An 18,045-nucleotide genomic window follows, 5' to 3' on the forward strand; every position below is an offset into this window, starting at 1 on the left:
GTGAACACCTCAAAAATTGGATAGGTGTCCAACTTTTGTGGGGCAGTCCAGGACTGGACTGCGCAACGCCGCAACCTAGAGGGCTGGTTCATCCGCTGTGGCAGGGGGCATTCTGCACCTCCTGCCTGGTCACTCAGATCTCTACCTGCGTTCCTAACTCGATCACCCGGTTAAGCGGCAGGTTGAAGAACCTGAGGTTGCCGTTGGCGTTCTTCAGCAGGAACGCGAACAGGTTGCCCCGCCAGCGCGACATGCCCTCCAGCCTGGAGGCGATGACCGTCTCGCGGCTCAGGAAATACGTGGTGCGCATGGGCGTGAAGTCCAGGTCGTCCAGGTGGCACAGCTTCAACGCTGCCGGCACGTCAGGCTCGTCCATGAAGCCAAAGTGCAGCACCACCCTGAAGAAACCGTCGCCGTAGGCCTCCACTTCGAAACGCTCCTGCTCCGGCACCCGCGGCCGGTCCTCGCTGAGCACGGTCAGCAGCACCACCTGGCTGTGCAGCACCTGGTTGTGCAGCATGTTGTGCAACAGCGCATGGGGCACCGCGTCGGACCGGGCCGTGAGAAACACCGCAGTGCCCTCTACCCGGTGTGGCGGTTGGATGCGGATGCTGCTGATAAACAACGGCAGCGGCAGCGCGCCTTCGTCTATGCGCTCCACCAGGATCTGCTTGCCGCGCTTCCAGGTACTCATCAGCAGGAACAGCACGCCACCGGCCAATACCGGGAAGGCGCCGCCCTGTACGATCTTCGGCACGTTGGCAGCAAAGAACAGCCCGTCGACCAGCAGGAAACCCACCAGGATCGGCACGGCCAGCATCGGCGGCCACTTCCACAGCAACAGCATCACCGCAGACACCAGGATGGTGGTCATCAGCATGGTCCCGGTCACAGCCACCCCGTAAGCCGCCGCCAGTGCCCCAGATGACTCGAAGCCGATCACCAGCAGCACCACCCCTACCATCAACGTCCAGTTCACGGCGGCAATGTAGATCTGCCCCTGCTCGTCACTGGAGGTGTGTTGAATATGCATGCGCGGAATGTAACCCAGCTGGATGGCCTGGCGGGTGAGGGAGAACGCCCCCGAGATCACCGCCTGGGAGGCGATGACGGTGGCCAGCGTCGACAGGCCTACCAGCGGCAGCAGGGCCCAGCCCGGCGCCAGCAGGTAGAACGGGTTGCGCGCTGCCTCCGGGTTCTGCAGCAGCATTGCACCCTGGCCGAAATAGTTGAGCACCAACGCAGGCAGCACCAGGGCGAACCAGGCCCGGGCGATGGGCTTGCGACCGAAGTGGCCCATGTCGGCATACAGCGCCTCGGCACCGGTCAGGGCCAGCACCACCGCCCCCAGAATGGCCACGCCCATGCCTGGGTGGACGACGAAGAAGTTCACCGCCCAGCCCGGGTTGAAGGCCTTGAGCACTTCGGGTGTTTGCAGAATGCCGTGCACGCCAAGGGCTGCCAGCACCAGGAACCAGGTGACCATGACCGGGCCGAAGAGCTTGCCGATTTTCTCGGTACCGTGTTTTTGCACCAGAAACAGCGCCACCAGCACTACCAGCGAAATGGGCACCACCCAGTGGTCGATGCCATCGAACGCCAGGCCCATGCCCTCTACCGCAGACAGCACCGACACGGCCGGGGTGATCATGCTGTCGCCGTAGAACAGCGACGCGCCGATCAGCCCGCATATCACCATCAGCGTGCGCAACCGCGGGTAGGCCGACGTGGCCCGCCGCGCCAGTGCAGTCAGCGCCATGGTGCCGCCCTCGCCCTGGTTGTCTGCGCGCAGGATGAACATCACATACTTGAACGACACCACCCATAACAGCGACCAGAGGATCAACGACAGGATCCCCAACACACCTTCATGGTTGACCGGTACCCCATAGCCGCCGGTAAAGACTTCCTTGAGGGTATACAACGGGCTGGTGCCGATATCGCCATAAACCACCCCGACCGCCGCCACCAGCAGGCCCAGCGACCGCGTCGCGCCCTGCTTACCTGCGTGCCCGCCCTCGGCGTGACTGCTTGCCTGAACCATCGACCACTCCCGCAGACGGCCTTCAAGGCCCTTGTTGTTCACTTCCACGCAGGCCATCCGCAGCGGCCTGACGCAACGGCGCGAAGCATAGCGCAGCGTTCGTCGTATTTCTGCTGGTCAAGCGACCTTGTGCTCGCTAGAATTGCGCACTTTTTGATCAGAGGCGCCGAAAGCGCCCGTCAAGCTCGCCCCCGATTCCGGCCGGGCGACCTGCATTCAATACCGAGGTTAGTCATGTCCACCACGCCCGCCACCCCCAAGGTAGGTTTCGTAAGCCTGGGTTGCCCCAAAGCCCTGGTCGATTCCGAGCGCATCCTGACGCAGCTGCGCATGGAAGGCTACGAAGTCGTGCCCACTTATGAAGATGCCGACGTTGTGGTGGTCAACACCTGCGGCTTCATCGACAGCGCCAAGGCCGAGTCGCTGGAAGTGATTGGCGAAGCGATCAAGGAAAACGGCAAGGTCATCGTCACCGGCTGCATGGGTGTCGAGGAAGGCAGTATCCGTGACGTGCACCCAAGCGTGCTGTCGGTGACCGGCCCGCAGCAGTACGAGCAGGTGGTCAATGCCGTGCACGAAGTGGTGCCGCCGCGCCAGGATCACAACCCGCTGATCGACCTGGTGCCGCCACAGGGTGTGAAGCTCACACCGCGCCACTACGCTTACCTCAAGATCTCCGAGGGCTGTAACCACAGCTGCAGCTTCTGCATCATCCCGTCCATGCGCGGCAAGCTGGTCAGCCGCCCGGTGGGTGAGGTGCTGAGCGAGGCCGAGCGCCTGGTAAAGGCCGGTGTGAAGGAGATCCTGGTGATTTCCCAGGACACCAGCGCCTACGGCGTAGACGTCAAGTACAAGACCGACTTCTGGAACGGCCGCCCGGTCAAGACCCGCATGCTCGAACTGTGCGAGGCACTGAGCAGCCTGGGTGCCTGGGTTCGCCTGCATTACGTGTACCCGTACCCGAACGTTGACGATGTGATCCCGCTGATGGCGGCCGGCAAGATCCTGCCGTACCTGGACATCCCGTTCCAGCATGCCAGCCCCAAGGTGCTCAAGGCGATGAAGCGCCCGGCGTTCGAGGACCGCACCCTCGCCCGCATCAAGCAATGGCGCGAGCAGTGCCCGGAGCTGGTGATCCGTTCCACGTTCATCGTCGGTTTCCCGGGCGAAACCGAAGAAGACTTCCAGTACCTGCTGGATTGGTTGACCGAAGCCCAGCTCGACCGCGTGGGCTGCTTCCAGTATTCGCCGGTGGAAGGCGCGCCTGCCAACGACCTGGGCCTTGCCGAGGTACCGGATGACATCAAGCAGGGCCGTTGGGACCGCTTCATGGCTCACCAGCAAGCCATCAGTAGCGCCCGCCTGCAACTGCGTATCGGCAAGGAAATCGACGTGCTGATCGATGAAGTGGAAGAGCAGGGCTCGGTTGGCCGCAGCTTCTTCGATGCACCCGAAATCGACGGCAGCGTGTTCATTGATGGCGACCATGGCTTCAAGCCGGGCGACAAGGTGCGCTGCCGGGTGGTAGATGCCGATGAGTACGACATGTGGGCCGAGCCGATCTGACCATGAGCCAGCTCCCAACCCTCGAGACGCCACATCTCAGCGATTACCCGGAGCTGGTGCAGGTTTGGGAAGATGCGGTGCGCGCAACTCACGACTTCATGCCCCAGGGCTACATCCTGCTGCTGCGCGACAAGATCTTGCGCCAGTACCTGGACGCCGTGATGCTGGTGTGCTGCCGGGCGCCAAACGGCAGTATCCAGGGTTTTATCGGGGTGGCCCAAGGCCGCGTGGACATGCTGTTCGTGGCCCCTGCCTGGCATGGCCATGGAGTAGGCAAGCGGTTGCTGCGGCACGCCGTCAGCGTACTGAATGCCCAGACGCTGGACGTCAACGAGCAGAACCCCAAGGCCCTGGGCTTCTACCTGCATGAAGGGTTCGAAGTGACCGGCCGCTCGCCAACCGATGGCCTGGGCCAGCCCTACCCGTTGCTGCACATGCGTTTGCGCAAAACGGTGTGATTGCCACAGATTCCCGCCCCTCAACCGCGCGGGAAGGTACAATGCAGGCTCTTTTTGCCTTTGCGAACCGCCGTCATGTCCGAACCCACCCGCCTGTCCAAACGCCTTGTCGAGCAGCTTGGCTGTTCTCGTCGCGAGGCCGAGCTGTATATAGAGGGGGGCTGGGTGACGGTCGACGGTGTGGTGGTCGAGCAACCGCAGTTCAAGGTTGAACAGCAAAGCGTCGCCCTCCTGCCTGGCGCCCGCGCCGAAACACTGGAGCCGGTTACCCTGCTGCTGAACCAGCCTGCCGGCCAGGATACCGAGAGCGCCCGCGTAAGCATGGGCATGGATAGCCTGAGCGAGGCCCACCGTGAAGGCGTGCGCGCCCTGCACGGCCACTTTGCCCGCCAGGCCTGCGTAGCGCCGCTTGAACCCGGTGCCAGCGGCTTGCAGGTGTTCACCCAGGATTGGCGGGTGACCCGCAAGGTCAATGCCGACCTGCGCCGTCTGGAGCAGGAATTCGTCGTCCAGGTGCGCGGTGAAGCCAGCCCGCAGGCATTGGAACGCCTGTCGCGGGGCGTAATGCGTAATGACCGTGAATTGCCCAAGGCCAAGGCCAGCTGGCAGAACGAAACCCATCTGCGCCTGGTGCTGAAAAACCCTCAACCTGGGCAAATCTCCGAGCTGTGCGCCTATCTGCGCCTTGAGCTGCTGGGCATGCGCCGCATCCGCCTGGGGGGTGTGTCCATGGGCAAGCTGCCGCTTGGCCAATGGCGCTACGTGGCGGCAACCGAACGCTTCTAAGCAACACGCCGCGCTGGTGCGCGGCACCTGAACAGGATTCTGCAGCAATGAACCACAACGACGTCCTGCGCAGCCTGCGCTACATGCTCAAGGTGAACGACGCCAAGATGGCCGAAATCATCGGGCTATCCGGCCTCGACGTGCATCCCCTGGTGCTGGCGACCTACGTGAAAAAAGAGGAAGAAGAAGGCTTCGTGCGTTGCCCTGAACGGGTAATGGCGCACTTTCTGGACGGCCTGGTCATCTACCGCCGCGGTAAGGATGACAGCCGGCCAGCGCAGCCAATCGAGCTGCCGGTTACCAACAACCTCATCCTCAAGAAACTGCGGGTAGCCTTCGAGCTGAAGGAAGACGACCTGCACGCCATCCTCAAGTCAGTGGACTTCCCCGTCAGCAAACCCGAGCTGAGCGCGCTGTTCCGCAAGGTTGGCCACGAGAACTACCGTGCCTGCGGCGACCAGCTGCTGCGCAACTTCCTCAAGGGCCTTACCCAGCGCGTGCGCGGCTGAATGACCATGCAGCATACGGTAAGCCCGGTCGGCATCGTGCGCTCCTGCTTCAAGGAAAAGTTCGCCATACCGCGCCAGCCGCAGTTGGCACCGGCTGCACGGGGGGTGCTGGAGCTGCTGCCGCCGTTCGATCAGGGTGATGCTGTAGACGGCCTGGAACAGGTCAGCCACGTCTGGTTGCTGTTTCTGTTCCACCAGGCCCTTGAAGAAAAGCCGCGGCTGAAAGTGCGGCCCCCGCGCCTGGGCGGCAACAAGAGCATGGGGGTGTTTGCCACCCGTGCCACCCACCGGCCCAACGGTATCGGCCAGTCGGTGGTCCGCCTCGAGGGTGTGGAGCCCGGGCGTTTGCTGCTGTCGGGCATCGACCTGCTCGATGGTACCCCGGTGCTGGACATCAAACCCTATGTGCCCTACGCCGACACCGTCGCCGATGCCCGTAACCAGATGGCCAGCCAGCCACCTGTAGCGATTGCCGTGCAGTGGGGCGACGCTGCCCTGGCGCAGGCTCGCGAGCATACCCTGCGCCTGGGGCAACCCGTGGCAGACCTCATTGAGCAATGCCTGGCCCAAGACCCACGGCCTGCCTACCAGGTGCCAACGCCGGAGCGGGTATACGGGGTGAAGTTCTGGGACGTGCAGGTGCGTTGGCATTACCCGCAAGCGCAGGTTATTCGGGTGCTGGAGGTGGTGCTGGCCTGATTCGGGCCAACCTGCAAGCGCACACCGAGGGTAAATAAGCAGGCATGAAAAAGGCGACCTCACGGTCGCCTTTTTCGTTTCGCTATCCAGAGATCAGCGAGCAGGGCCTTCAGCGACACCCAGGTCGTCGGTAGGACGGGTATCAATCAGCGGGCCGCCGCCGGAGGCCAGCTCCGAAGCCAGCTTGTCGTTGTCCATTTCCTTGACCCACTTGGCAACCACCACGGTGGCCACGGCGTTGCCGACCAGGTTGGTCAGTGCACGCGCTTCGGACATGAAGCGGTCGATGCCGAGGATCAGGGCCAGGCCGGCAACCGGCAGGTGGCCAACGGCGGACAGCGTAGCCGCCAGCACGATGAAGCCCGAACCGGTCACGCCAGCAGCACCCTTGGATGCGACCAGCAGCACCAGCAGCAGGGTGATCTGGTGGGTGATGTCCATCGGGGTGTCGGTGGCCTGGGCAATGAACACGGCCGCCATGGTCAGGTAGATCGAGGTGCCGTCCAGGTTGAAGGAATAGCCGGTGGGGATCACCAGGCCAACCACCGATTTCTTCGCACCCAGGCGCTCCATCTTGGCCAGCATGCGCGGCAGGGCCGATTCCGACGAGGAAGTACCCAGCACGATCAGCAGTTCTTCACGGATGTAGCGGATCAGCTTGAGGACGCTGAAACCATGGGCGCGGCAGATGCCGCCCAGTACCACCAGCACGAACAGCAGGCAGGTGATGTAGAAGCACGCCATCAGGTAGCCCAGCTGTACCAGCGAACCTACGCCGTACTGGCCAATGGTGAACGCCATGGCGCCCATTGCGCCGATCGGGGCCAGCTTCATGATCATGTTGATGATGTTGAACATGACATGGGCGAAGCGGTCGATCATGTCCAGCAGCGGCTTGCCGTAGCTGCCCAGGCGGTGCAGGGCGAAGCCGAACATCACCGAGAACATCAGCACCTGCAGGATATCGCCGTTGGCGAAGGCGCCCACCACGGTGTTGGGAATGACGTTGAGCAGGAAGCCGACGGTGGTCTGCTGCGCGCCGGCGGCGGCATAGGCGGCCACACTGCTGGCGTTCAGGGTGCTGACGTCGATGTGCATGCCAGCGCCTGGCTTGACCACGTTGACGACGACGAGGCCGATGAGCAGGGCGACGGTAGAGACGATTTCGAAATACAGCAGCGCGTAGCCGCCGGTCTTGCCGACCGACTTCATGCTCTGCATGCCGGCGATGCCGCTGACCACGGTGCAGAAGATGATCGGGGCGATGACCATCTTGATCAGTTTGACGAAGCCATCACCCAGCGGTTTGAGGGCGACGCCTGTTTCTGGGTAGAAGTGGCCGAGCAGAATACCGATGGTGATGGCGACCAACACCTGGACATACAGGGATTTGTACAGCGGCTGACGTGTCGTCATGGCTAAATTTCCTCGAGTGCGCCGGTTCACCCTTCCCAGGGTGGTGCGGCACCTGAATCGCTAACCCTCCTGCACATGGAGGGATTTGTCGTTGTGTTCGAGCTGCCTTGGCAGGCCTCTGCTGATATGGATAGCAAAGGTGGTGCCAAAATGCCCACGATAGGTGCAATGGCAGTATTTACGGGCATTTCGTGCCCAACGACGGGGCGACACTGCAGAGGATATGGCGGGTTTCCGCCCGCTGGCGGAATTTGTACACCGGCGATGGCGGAAATCCGCCTTGCGCCGGGTGGTAAAAGCCTATTCCAAATTGAAGGTGATTCTGAAGGCGGCGCCGCCCAGTACCGAATCACCCAGACTGAGCCGGGCGTCGTAGCTGTCGACGATGTCCTTGACCACTGCCAGGCCAATGCCCTGCCCCGGGTGCTGGCTGTCCAGCCGCTCCCCGCGCTCCAGAATGCGCTGGCGCTGATCGGCAGGCACACCGGGCCCGTCATCTTCGATGCACAGCGTAAGCTGGCCTGGCACCTTGGCCCAACTGACGTTCACCCGACCCAGGCTGAGGCGATACGCGTTCTCCAGCAGGTTGCCCAGCAGTTCCAGCAGGGCCCCTTGCTCCATCGGCACACAGGCCTGTTCCGGCACGTCCAGCGTCACGTCCACGTTTTTGTCCCGGTAGACTTTGGCCAAGGTGCTGCACAGGCTGTCGAGCAGTGGCCGCAACACTACGCTGTGCCGCACCAGGCCACTTTTGCGCAGGCTGGCACGTTGCAACTGGTAGTCGATCTGCTGGCTCATACGCTCGATCTGGCTCTGCAGGATGCGCGACTGCTCACGCTCGCCGCTGCGCTGCTGCAAGCTCTCGCCTACCCCTTGCAACACCGCAAGGGGTGTTTTCAGGCTATGAGCCAGGTCGTCCAGCGAGTGCCTGTAGCGTTGGCGCTGGTTACGCTCGCTGCGCAGCAGACGGTTCAATGAGCCGGTGAGGCGCAGCAGCTCCCTTGGGTGATCGCCGCTCAGGCCTTCCCGCGCGCCAGACTCCAGGTCGTCCAGTTCGTGGCTGAGGCGCCGCAACGAGCGCAGACCCCAAGTCAGGCCGGCCCATAGCAGCACCAGCAGCGCCAGCAGGGCAGCGCCGAAACCGAAGTAGAGTTTTTCCCGCAGGCCATCGAGGGTGTGTTGATACTCACGCACCGGCTGCAGGGCAACGATGCTGTAGGCCGCGCTCTGGCCGCCCAGCAGTTTGACCTCGACGTCGTAGACAAAGAATTCCTCGCCAGAGGCCTGGCGGATACGGGCGAACTCGTTACCGCGGCCATCGTAGCGGGGGGTGTAGTTGACGTTTTGCGCCGCCGTGGCGCGGGACTGCCAGACCAGCTTGCCCTGGCGGTCGAAGATGTAACCCAGCAGCCCGGTGTACGGCAGGTTGTAGCGTTCGTCGGGCAGCAGCTCAGGCATCTGCAGCTGGCCGTGCTCGATGCGGGCGGCAGAAATGAGGGTGGTGATGTCCGAGGCCAGGCGCTGTTCGATGGACTCCTCGAGCGCCAGGCTGAACGCCTTCTGCAAGGCCGGGAGCAGCGCCAGCATGAACAGCAGCGCCAGCAGTGTGGCGGCCAGCATCAGGCGTACCCGGAGGGAGCGGATCACCGGCAGCGCTCGGTGAACAGGTAGCCCAGCCCGCGTACGGTGTCGATGGGTTTGAAGCCCTGCTCGCCTTCGAGCTTGCGCCGCAGGCGGCCGATCAGCACTTCGATGACATTGGGGTCACGCTCCTCGTCACCTGGGTACAACTGCTCCATCAGGCGGTCCTTGGCCACCACTTGCTGGTGATGGCGCATGAGGTACTCGAGGATGCGGTATTCGTAGGCGGTCAACGCCAGCGGTTGCTCACCGAGGGCCGCCTGCTTGCGGTTGAGGTCCAACACCAGCGGCCCGGCAGCGATGGTCGACTGGGTGAACCCGCTGGAACGGCGCAATAATGCATTCAGCCTGGCCTCCAGTTCCTCGAACTGGAACGGCTTGACCAGGTAGTCGTCGGCGCCAGCGGCCAGGCCCTCCACCTTGTCCTGCCAGTTGCCACGGGCGGTGAGGATGAGGATGGGGAACACCTTGCCTTGGCTGCGCAAGCGCGAAATGAGCTCCAGCCCGCTGATACCGGGGAGCCCCAGGTCAATGATGGCCAGGTCAAAATGGTACTGCTCGGCCTGGTACAACGCCTCTTCGGCATTGGCAACCGCTTCGACCACGTGGCCGCTTTCGCCCAGGCGGGTGTTGAGGTGATGGCGAAGCAGCGCTTCGTCCTCGACCACCAGCAGTTTCATGTGCAGCTCCTTATGGCTTTGCCTGTACAGGCCCAATCGCTGAGGTGACAGCGATTGGGCCTGTACAGGATAACGCGGCTTGGGTCTCAGAACTTGTAGGAAGCCGCCAGATACGTTTGTGCGCTGCTGGTCAGGCGCAGCACACCGGACTTGGGTGCACCGTGGGCGCTGTACTCGGTGGATGCATTGCTGCGCAGGTAGCGGTAGCCCAGCTCGACCGAGGCCTTGTCGGTCAGCTCCTGGATCACGCCCGCCTGCAGGCCGTAGGCATAACCGTAGTCGCTGTCACGGCTGGCACCTGGCGAATTCTGGGTCAGCTTGGTGATGCCCACGCTGCCACCGCCAAACAGCTTGGTGGTATCGCCGATTGGCAGGAAGGCATCGTAACTGCCCAGCAGGTTCTGCTGGCGCAGCTTGAAGCCGCTGTGGTCACCGGAAACGGTGTCGTAGGTCATGTAGTAGCGGCCTTGGTCGTTGATCTGGCCCAGACGCACACCCCAGGTATCGTCCTTGCCGATGATGCCGTCGGCATTGAGGTTGTCCGTGTTGCGTTGCAGCAGGCCCGATTTGCGAACTTTGTCGCTGGTTTGGCCGTAGGTCAGGCTGGCGAAGGTGTCATCAGCGGCCTGGGCGCTGGTCATGCCAGCGGCGCAGACGGCCATGGCGGCAAGCAGGGAATTGAAGGTTTTCATGGCAAGTAGCTCCTGTTTGAGTGCGCTGCTTTGGTGTGGAAGCTAGAGTAAGCAAGGCACACTGAACCGCGACTGAACCCACGCTGAACCCTGGCTGAACGAACCGAATGCGAACAAGGAGTACTACCCATGCGTGCCCTGCTGGCCCTGACCCTGATGTGCAGCGCCGCCCTCACCCAAGCGGCGGTCCAAACCCGCGAAATCCCCTACCAGGATGCCAATGGCGATCGGCTGGTTGGCTACTACGCCTACGATGACGCCGTCACTGGCAAGCGCCCCGGCATTGTCGTGGTGCACGAGTGGTGGGGGCTGAACGACTACGCCAAGCGCCGTGCCCGCGACCTGGCAGCGCTGGGCTACAACGCGCTGGCTATCGACATGTATGGCGATGGCAAACACACCGAACACCCTCAGGACGCCCAGGCCTTCATGGCCGAAGCCATGAAGGACCCTACCGCAGCCGCCGGGCGTTTCGATGCCGGCCTCGAGCTGCTCAAGATGCAGCCCAACACCAACAAACACGAACTGGGCGCCGTTGGTTACTGCTTCGGCGGCAAGGTAGTGCTGGACGCCGCACGCCGCGGCGAGAAGCTCGACGGCGTGGTGAGCTTCCATGGTGCGCTGGTCACCGACACACCGGCCAAGCCAGGCGTGGTGCGGGCCGCGATCCTGGTAGAGCACGGTGGCGCAGACAGCATGGTCACCCCGCAGCAGGTAGACGCGTTCAAGGCCGAAATGGACGCGGCGAAGGTGGACTACACGTTCGTCACCCTTGAAGGCGCCAAGCACGGGTTCACCAACCCGGACGCAGACAGGCTGAGCCATGGCGGGCACGGTGGCCCGGACATCGGCTATAACAAGGAAGCGGACGAGCGCTCGTGGGCCGACATGCAGGCGTTCTTCAAGAAGGTACTCAAATAGCTACGGCCTCCCATGGCATCTGCGCAGCTGGCACAATAGGCCCATGAACACATTGCCTGCCTGTTGCGCCCCCCTTCAACACCACTGGCCCCTGCCCCGCCCGCTACCCGGGGCAGTCCTGGTCAGTTGCGCGTTCGACCCCGCCCGCCTGGGCCCCGACGACTTCCACCGCGCAGGTGTGATACCCAGCGCCAGCCTGCAACGCTCGGTTGCCAAGCGCCAGGCGGAGTACCTGGCCGGCCGGGTGTGCGCGCGGGCCGCTCTGCAGCGCCTGGACGGCCGCGATCATGTGCCGGCCACCCACGAAGACCGTTCGCCTGTATGGCCTGCTGGCATTCGCGGCTCGATTACCCATGGCAAAGGCTGGGCAGCGGCCGTGGTAGCGGCCCAAGCCAGTTGCCAGGGCCTGGGGCTGGATCAGGAGGCACTGCTGGACGACGAGCGCGCCGAACGGCTGATGGGCGAGATCCTGACCCCGATGGAGCTGGAGCGGCTGGACCGCAGCCAGCTGGGCATGACGGTGACCCTGACCTTCTCCCTCAAGGAAAGCCTGTTCAAGACCCTCTACCCGCTGACCGGCCAGCGCTTCTACTTCGAGCACGCCGAGCTGCTGGACTGGTCCGCTGACGGTTTGGCCCGCCTGCGCCTGCTGACCGACCTTTCACCCCAGTGGCGGCATGGCGCCGTGCTGCAGGGCCAGTTCTGCCTGCAGGCGGGCCACTTGCTGAGCCTGGTCAGCGCCTGAGCACTACTGCAGTGTTTGCCGTGGCGGCCATGCCAGGCTGAAACAGGCCCCGCCAAGCCTGGCGCTGCGGCTTACCGTAGCGCGGCCTGTATGCCAGTGGATGATGCGCCGCACGATCGACAGGCCCAGGCCGTGCCCACCGGAAGCGCGGGTGCGGCTGTCATCGACCCGGGTAAAGGGTGTGAAAATGCGCTCCCAGTAGCTTTCAGGTACGCCAGGGCCGTCATCTTCCACATCGATGCGGCATAGCTGAGGCCCCAGCTGGTAGGTCAGGCGCACTTCGCTTTCGGCATGGCGCAAGGCATTGCTGACCAGGTTTTGCACCGCCCTATGCAGGTAACGCGGCTCGGCCTCGACCCAGGCGCCATCAGCGGCAGTGCTGTCACAATTACCCCGCAGCACCCTGACACCGGGGCGTAGCGGCGCCAGTTCGTCGATTACCCGGGTGAGCAGCGCGTCCAGGTCCACTGGCTGAAACCGCAGGGCAGGTGCGCCCTGTTCCAGGCGGGCGTACGTCAGCATTTCATCGACCAGTTCGTCGAGGTCCTGAATGTCGCCATCCATGCCGGCCAGGTGTTTGGCACGGGCCTGCTCGGTAGCGGCGGCTTCGACCATTTCCAGGCCAAAACGCAGGCGTGCCACGGGGGTGCGCAGTTCATGGGACACCGCCCGCACCAGCTCACGCTGCATGGTCAACGAACGCTGCAGGTGTTCGGCCATACCGTTGAACGCCTGGGCCAGGCGCCCTACCGAGTCGGCGTCCCCTGCGGGCACGCGCGTATCCAGGCTGCCGTGCGCGATGCGCGCTGCGGCGCTTTCCAGCCCGGAAACACGGCGTTCAAGCTGGCGCACCAGCAAGTACACGACAAGCCCGATCAGGCTCAGGCCCAGCAGTGCGATCAGTACCAACAGTTGCGGCGGGTACGGGTTGAGCTGGTACAGCGGGCCAATCTCCAGCACCCAGGGCGAGCCCGCCAACCCGGCGAATACCCGAATCGAGTCACCGTCCCGGCCCAGCGCCATGACCGTGTCGCCCTCCTCCACGCGGCGTCGCTGGTCATCGTCCAGGCTCGCCCGCTCGATGCGCTGCAACGCAACGCCAAAGCCGAACCCCTTGTCCTGCTTGAGCTGCTCGAGGCGCTGCTGTTGTTCCGTCACCGGGTAGCGCACCAGTTCGTCGGCCAGCAGGTACAGGGTGGCGCGTGCCAACTGCTCGCTGACCTGCTTCACCTGCGCCACCAGCAACAGGTCCTGCTGGCCCACCCTGCGCAATACCCTGGCCGCATGCGGGCCGGTTTTCTCCACCACCACCAGGCCGCGATACAAGCGCGCACGCTGTGCGCCGTCCAGGCTTACGGCCGCCATGGGCTGCACGGCCAGCGGCACCCCCATCAGGCGCTCCCACATCAGCAGCGAGCGCTTGCGTTCGGTGTCGTTCTGCTGGGCGAGGTTGTCGGCCATCAGGCTGAAGGTACCCTGGGCCAGGCCCTCACGATGCTGGGCGGCACGCACCTCGTTGACCAGATGCAGGCTGAGCACCCCAAGCAGCGCCACCAGCACCAGCACGGCCAGCATGCCGCCATAGATACGCAGAAAAATCGAGTTGCTCATGGCGCCTCGCCGACGAACAGGTAGCCCTTGTTGCGCAGCGTCTTTATCAGACGCGGCTGGAGGGGGTCATCGCCTATCCGCGGGCGGATTCTGGAAATGCGTATATCGATGGAACGGTCCTGGCCGTCATAGGCAACGCCGCGCAGCGCGGTGAAGATCTGCTCGCGTGTCAGCACCTTGCCGGCGTTGCTGGCCAACAGCCAGAGCAGGTCGAATTCGGCACCGGTCAGCTCGATCAACTGCTCGCCCAGCCGGGCTTCGCGCAGGCGGTTATCGATGTGCAGCGCACCGAAGGCCAAGGCATGGCCCTGGGGCCGTTCAGTGCGGCGCAGCAGCGCCTGTATGCGCGCCAGCAGCAAACGCGGCCGCACCGGCTTGCACACATAGTCGTCGGCCCCAAGGTCCAGGCCCTGCACCTGATCGAGCTCATCGCTACGCGCCGTCAGCATCAGAATGGGGCCAGGGTATTGGCTGCGCACGCGCCGGCAGATACTCATGCCGTCTTCACCGGGCAGCATCAGGTCGAGCACGACCAGGTCGGGCTGGCTGTCGATAATGAGCCGTGCGGCCCGGCCGCCATCCCCCTCGACGGTGACAGCATAGCCGTTGGCCTGCAGGTACTCGGCGGTCAGCTCGGCCAGCCGCGGGTCGTCTTCGACGATGAGGATACGTGCGCAGCGGTTGTCCATGGCAGGCGCCTTGTGAAGGGTGTTCGCCGGGTCATAGTACGGTTGGCGGGGTACGCCGCCAAGCCATGGCCGGCACGTTGGATAACGCAGCTTTTGTGACAAGGATCACGCCGGCGCAAATCTGCCCAATGGCAGTTCAGGGCTGAAAAGGACTCCAAACCAGTGGCCACAAGGCCTACAGCGAATACTCAGGATTCACTCACAAAGTACACACAACTTATCCACAGCAGCTCGCCTTGCAAACACCCCAATACCGCATTATCTTGTATCCCGAACGCAGCGAACCACTAGATATAGGGGTTCGTGCAAAATCACACCTAAAAGTCAACCCGCAAAATCAAGCGATTTTTCGGCTGAACTTCACGTGATTTCAGCAGCCAAACCGCTCCTGCGGAGGCGACCGAGGCAAGCCCTTCCAGGGCCTTGTTCGGGCACGGGTGCAACAGGCCAGGCCTGCCACCTGTGAGCAACAGTTTTTGGGCCCAGCCCAGAACCTTTGACTTCGGCCAGGGAGCGGCGAGCCATTGCCCTAATTCCTGAGTCTGTCCCGAAGTCGGTACGCCCGCGCGGGCGGATGCGTTCGTTTTGCGCATCCCCCAGGGCAATCGAGCAAGTGGACGGAACGGTGGGCGCCCAGAAGGCGCCTGATCAATATAGAAACTGTGGAGACACCCACCCATGCAAACCGACACGACTCGCGAGAACCCGCAGGCCAAGGCCCCGCAGGTTGCCGATTCCAACCAGGATCTGGCCGCCACTGCACCTGGCCAACTGCGCGTGATCAAGCGTAACGGTACCGTCGTCGCCTACACCGACGACAAGATCACCGTGGCCATCACCAAGGCGTTCCTCGCAGTTGAAGGCGGCACCGCCGCCGCCTCGTCGCGCATTCACGACACCGTCGCGCGCCTGACCGAGCAGGTCACCGCGACGTTCAAGCGCCGCATGCCATCGGGTGGCACCATTCATATCGAGGAAATCCAGGACCAGGTCGAACTGGCCCTGATGCGCGCAGGCGAGCAGAAAGTCGCCCGCGACTACGTGATCTACCGCGACCAGCGCGCCAAGGAGCGCGCTACCCGCGCCAACGTCGAAAGCGTGATCGAGGCGCACCCGACCATTCGCATCACCCTGGCTGACGGCAGCAAGGCCCCGCTGGACATGGCGCGCCTGAACACCATCATCAGCGAAGCCTGCGAAGGCCTGGCCGAAGTCGACGGCGACCTGATCCAGCGCGAAACCCTGAAGAACCTGTACGACGGCGTGGCCCTCAAGGACGTCAACACCGCCCTAGTGATGACCGCCCGTACCCTGGTCGAGCGTGAGCCGAACTATTCGTTCGTTACCGCCCGCCTGCTGATGGACACCCTGCGCGCCGAAGGCCTGGGCTTCCTGAACGTGGCCGACAGCGCCACCCACCACGAAATGGCCGACCTGTACGCCAAGGCCCTGCCGGCCTACGTGGCCAAGGGTGTGGAGTTCGAGTTGCTGGACCCTGCCCTCAAAGGTTACGACCTGGAGCGCCTGGGCAAGGCCATCGACCACGAGCGTGACCAGCAATTCACCTACCTGGGCCTGCAGACCCTGTACGACCGCTACTTCATCCACAAGGATGGCGTACGCTTCGAGCTGCCTCAGGTGTTCTTCATGCGTGTGGCCATGGGCCTGGCGCTGGAAGAGAAGGACAAGGAAGCCCGCGCGATCGAGTTCTACAACCTGTTGTCGTCCTTCGACTACATGGCCTCGACGCCTACCCTGTTCAACGCCGGCACCCTGCGCCCGCAGCTGTCCAGCTGCTACCTGACCACCGTGCCGGATGACCTGTCGGGCATCTACCACGCGATCCACGACAACGCCATGCTGTCCAAATTCGCCGGTGGCCTGGGCAACGACTGGACCCCGGTGCGTGCACTGGGCTCCTACATCAAGGGCACCAACGGCAAGTCCCAGGGCGTCGTACCCTTCCTGAAAGTGGTCAACGACACCGCCGTTGCAGTGAACCAGGGCGGCAAGCGCAAGGGCGCGGTGTGTGCCTACCTGGAAACCTGGCACCTGGACATCGAAGAATTCATCGAGCTGCGCAAGAACACCGGTGATGACCGCCGTCGTACCCACGACATGAACACCGCCAACTGGATCCCGGACCTGTTCATGAAGCGCGTCTTCGATGACGGCAAGTGGACCCTGTTCTCGCCTTCGGAAGTGCCAGATTTGCACGACCTGACCGGCAAGGCCTTCGAAGAGCGTTACGAGTACTACGAAGCCCTGACCGAGTACAACAAGATCAAGGTGTTCAAGACCATCCAGGCCAAAGACCTGTGGCGCAAGATGCTGTCGATGCTGTTCGAAACCGGCCACCCGTGGCTGACCTTCAAGGACCCTTGCAACCTGCGCTCGCCGCAGCAGCACGTGGGTGTGGTACACAGCTCCAACCTGTGCACCGAGATCACCTTGAACACCAACAAGGATGAGATCGCCGTCTGCAACCTGGGCTCGATCAACCTGCCGAACCACATCACCGACGGCAAGCTGGACACCGCCAAGCTGCAACGCACCGTGAACACGGCTGTGCGCATGCTCGACAACGTCATCGACATCAACTACTACTCGGTGCCGCAAGCGCGCAACTCCAACTTCAAGCACCGCCCGGTCGGCCTGGGCATCATGGGCTTCCAGGATGCGCTGTACCTGCAGCACATTCCGTACGGCTCCGATGCTGCCGTCGAGTTTGCCGACAAGTCGATGGAAGCGGTCAGCTACTTCGCCATCCAGGCCTCCTGTGACCTGGCCGACGAGCGCGGCGCCTACGAGACGTTCCAGGGTTCGCTGTGGTCCAAGGGCATTCTGCCGCTGGATTCGCAACAGATCCTGATCGAAGCCCGTGGCCAGAAGTACATCGACGTCAACCTGGAAGAAACCCTGGATTGGGCGCCGGTGCGCGAGCGCGTGCAAAAAGGTATTCGTAACTCGAACATCATGGCCATCGCGCCGACCGCGACCATCGCCAACATCACTGGCGTGTCGCAGTCCATCGAGCCGACCTACCAGAACCTGTACGTGAAGTCGAACCTGTCGGGCGAGTTCACCGTGATCAACCCGTACCTGGTCCGCGACCTGAAAGCCCGCGGCCTGTGGGATGCGGTAATGATCAACGACCTCAAGTACTACGACGGTTCGGTGCAGCAGATCGAGCGCATCCCGCAAGAGCTGAAAGACCTGTACGCCACCGCCTTCGAAGTAGAGACCAAGTGGATCGTCGATGCCGCCTCCCGTCGCCAGAAGTGGATCGACCAGGCCCAGTCGCTGAACCTGTACATCGCCGGCGCTTCGGGCAAGAAACTGGACGTGACCTACCGCATGGCCTGGTACCGTGGCCTGAAAACCACCTACTACCTCCGTGCCCTGGCCGCGACCAGCACCGAGAAGTCGACCATCAACACCGGCAAGCTCAACGCCGTGTCCAGCGGTGGCGACAGCGCCCCTGCTCAGGCCGCCGGCCCGGCACCTGTGCCAAAGGCCTGCGCGATCGACGAGCCGGACTGCGAAGCCTGCCAGTAAGGCTTGGCTGAGGCTTCCCTTGGGAAGCCT

At 63.3% G+C, this 18,045-nt stretch carries 15 protein-coding genes; 8 read left to right on the plus strand and 7 right to left on the minus strand.

What is annotated here, in order from left to right; genetic code table 11:
* Positions 1–133: 133 nt before the first annotated feature.
* Complete coding sequence (locus IAE33_RS21300; protein WP_201164990.1) at positions 134–2,044, minus strand: potassium transporter Kup; 1,911 nt, start codon at positions 2,042–2,044, stop codon at positions 134–136.
* Between the two features lie 234 nt (positions 2,045–2,278).
* Here IAE33_RS21300 and rimO point away from each other — a divergent pair, with 234 nt between their 5' ends.
* The 5 genes from rimO to tsaA all read left to right on the plus strand — a co-directional run bounded on the left by rimO (position 2,279) and on the right by tsaA (position 6,062).
* Positions 2,279–3,610, plus strand: a complete 1,332-nt coding sequence (gene rimO / locus IAE33_RS21305; RefSeq protein WP_201164970.1) for a 30S ribosomal protein S12 methylthiotransferase RimO — start codon at positions 2,279–2,281, stop codon at positions 3,608–3,610.
* 2 nt (positions 3,611–3,612) lie between these two features.
* Entirely contained in the window at positions 3,613–4,068 is a 456-nt protein-coding gene (locus IAE33_RS21310; RefSeq protein ID WP_201164971.1) for a GNAT family N-acetyltransferase, read from the plus strand.
* Positions 4,069–4,143: 75 nt separating this feature from the next.
* Complete coding sequence (locus IAE33_RS21315; RefSeq protein ID WP_201164972.1) at positions 4,144–4,854, plus strand: rRNA pseudouridine synthase; 711 nt, start codon at positions 4,144–4,146, stop codon at positions 4,852–4,854.
* A 47-nt stretch (positions 4,855–4,901) separates the two neighbouring features.
* The gene (locus tag IAE33_RS21320) at positions 4,902–5,363 is read left to right on the plus strand and encodes a DUF1456 family protein (RefSeq protein WP_201164973.1); all 462 of its coding nucleotides are present in this window, start codon (positions 4,902–4,904) and stop codon (positions 5,361–5,363) included.
* 6 nt (positions 5,364–5,369) lie between these two features.
* Complete coding sequence (tsaA, locus tag IAE33_RS21325) at positions 5,370–6,062, plus strand: tRNA (N6-threonylcarbamoyladenosine(37)-N6)-methyltransferase TrmO (RefSeq protein ID WP_201164991.1); 693 nt, start codon at positions 5,370–5,372, stop codon at positions 6,060–6,062.
* A 93-nt stretch (positions 6,063–6,155) separates the two neighbouring features.
* Here the strand turns inward: tsaA and IAE33_RS21330 are convergent, their stop codons facing one another.
* From IAE33_RS21330 to IAE33_RS21345, 4 genes are all read right to left on the minus strand, one after another.
* A complete protein-coding gene (locus IAE33_RS21330; protein ID WP_201164974.1) occupies positions 6,156–7,478 on the minus strand; it encodes a dicarboxylate/amino acid:cation symporter in 1,323 nt (440 codons plus the stop codon).
* A gap of 300 nt (positions 7,479–7,778) precedes the next feature.
* Positions 7,779–9,125 (minus strand): ATP-binding protein, encoded by a 1,347-nt coding sequence (locus tag IAE33_RS21335; RefSeq protein ID WP_201164975.1) that lies wholly within the window; start codon positions 9,123–9,125, stop codon positions 7,779–7,781.
* The gene (locus tag IAE33_RS21340) at positions 9,122–9,799 is read right to left on the minus strand and encodes a response regulator (RefSeq protein WP_201164976.1); all 678 of its coding nucleotides are present in this window, start codon (positions 9,797–9,799) and stop codon (positions 9,122–9,124) included. The genes IAE33_RS21335 and IAE33_RS21340 overlap by 4 nt, the downstream gene beginning before the upstream one ends.
* A gap of 86 nt (positions 9,800–9,885) precedes the next feature.
* On the minus strand, positions 9,886–10,491 hold the full coding sequence (locus tag IAE33_RS21345) for an outer membrane beta-barrel protein (RefSeq protein WP_201164977.1): 606 nt from the start codon (positions 10,489–10,491) through the stop codon (positions 9,886–9,888).
* A 129-nt stretch (positions 10,492–10,620) separates the two neighbouring features.
* On the opposite strand from IAE33_RS21345, the gene IAE33_RS21350 reads away from it, so the two are divergent.
* Positions 10,621–11,412 carry a dienelactone hydrolase family protein gene (locus IAE33_RS21350; protein ID WP_201164978.1) on the plus strand — a complete coding sequence of 264 codons (792 nt, stop codon included), beginning with the start codon at positions 10,621–10,623 and terminating at the stop codon, positions 11,410–11,412.
* A 43-nt stretch (positions 11,413–11,455) separates the two neighbouring features.
* Positions 11,456–12,157: a 4'-phosphopantetheinyl transferase family protein gene (locus IAE33_RS21355; RefSeq protein WP_201164979.1), complete on the plus strand. Its 702-nt coding sequence runs from the start codon at positions 11,456–11,458 to the stop codon at positions 12,155–12,157.
* Positions 12,158–12,160: 3 nt separating this feature from the next.
* Here the strand turns inward: IAE33_RS21355 and IAE33_RS21360 are convergent, their stop codons facing one another.
* A complete protein-coding gene (locus tag IAE33_RS21360) occupies positions 12,161–13,768 on the minus strand; it encodes an ATP-binding protein (RefSeq protein WP_201164980.1) in 1,608 nt (535 codons plus the stop codon).
* Positions 13,765–14,457, minus strand: a complete 693-nt coding sequence (locus tag IAE33_RS21365; protein WP_060482112.1) for a response regulator — start codon at positions 14,455–14,457, stop codon at positions 13,765–13,767. The genes IAE33_RS21360 and IAE33_RS21365 overlap by 4 nt, the downstream gene beginning before the upstream one ends.
* A gap of 678 nt (positions 14,458–15,135) precedes the next feature.
* On the opposite strand from IAE33_RS21365, the gene IAE33_RS21370 reads away from it, so the two are divergent.
* Positions 15,136–18,015 carry a ribonucleoside-diphosphate reductase subunit alpha gene (locus IAE33_RS21370; RefSeq protein WP_028634572.1) on the plus strand — a complete coding sequence of 960 codons (2,880 nt, stop codon included), beginning with the start codon at positions 15,136–15,138 and terminating at the stop codon, positions 18,013–18,015.
* Positions 18,016–18,045 lie beyond the last annotated feature (30 nt).

The sequence above is a fragment of the Pseudomonas sp. S60 genome (assembly GCF_016647865.1).
GTDB lineage: Bacteria > Pseudomonadota > Gammaproteobacteria > Pseudomonadales > Pseudomonadaceae > Aquipseudomonas > Aquipseudomonas parafulva.

Bases quoted from the DNA above. Each gene is read 5' to 3' on its own strand.
- IAE33_RS21300 (WP_201164990.1), bottom strand. From the start codon at position 2,044: ATGGTTCAGGCAAGCAGTCACGCCGAGGGCGGGCACGCAGGTAAGCAG.
- rimO (WP_201164970.1), top strand. From the start codon at position 2,279: ATGTCCACCACGCCCGCCACCCCCAAGGTAGGTTTCGTAAGCCTGGGT.
- IAE33_RS21310 (WP_201164971.1), top strand. From the start codon at position 3,613: ATGAGCCAGCTCCCAACCCTCGAGACGCCACATCTCAGCGATTACCCG.
- IAE33_RS21315 (WP_201164972.1), top strand. From the start codon at position 4,144: ATGTCCGAACCCACCCGCCTGTCCAAACGCCTTGTCGAGCAGCTTGGC.
- IAE33_RS21320 (WP_201164973.1), top strand. From the start codon at position 4,902: ATGAACCACAACGACGTCCTGCGCAGCCTGCGCTACATGCTCAAGGTG.
- tsaA (WP_201164991.1), top strand. From the start codon at position 5,370: ATGCAGCATACGGTAAGCCCGGTCGGCATCGTGCGCTCCTGCTTCAAG.
- IAE33_RS21330 (WP_201164974.1), bottom strand. From the start codon at position 7,478: ATGACGACACGTCAGCCGCTGTACAAATCCCTGTATGTCCAGGTGTTG.
- IAE33_RS21340 (WP_201164976.1), bottom strand. From the start codon at position 9,799: ATGAAACTGCTGGTGGTCGAGGACGAAGCGCTGCTTCGCCATCACCTC.
- IAE33_RS21345 (WP_201164977.1), bottom strand. From the start codon at position 10,491: ATGAAAACCTTCAATTCCCTGCTTGCCGCCATGGCCGTCTGCGCCGCT.
- IAE33_RS21350 (WP_201164978.1), top strand. From the start codon at position 10,621: ATGCGTGCCCTGCTGGCCCTGACCCTGATGTGCAGCGCCGCCCTCACC.
- IAE33_RS21355 (WP_201164979.1), top strand. From the start codon at position 11,456: ATGAACACATTGCCTGCCTGTTGCGCCCCCCTTCAACACCACTGGCCC.
- IAE33_RS21360 (WP_201164980.1), bottom strand. From the start codon at position 13,768: ATGAGCAACTCGATTTTTCTGCGTATCTATGGCGGCATGCTGGCCGTG.
- IAE33_RS21365 (WP_060482112.1), bottom strand. From the start codon at position 14,457: ATGGACAACCGCTGCGCACGTATCCTCATCGTCGAAGACGACCCGCGG.
- IAE33_RS21370 (WP_028634572.1), top strand. From the start codon at position 15,136: ATGCAAACCGACACGACTCGCGAGAACCCGCAGGCCAAGGCCCCGCAG.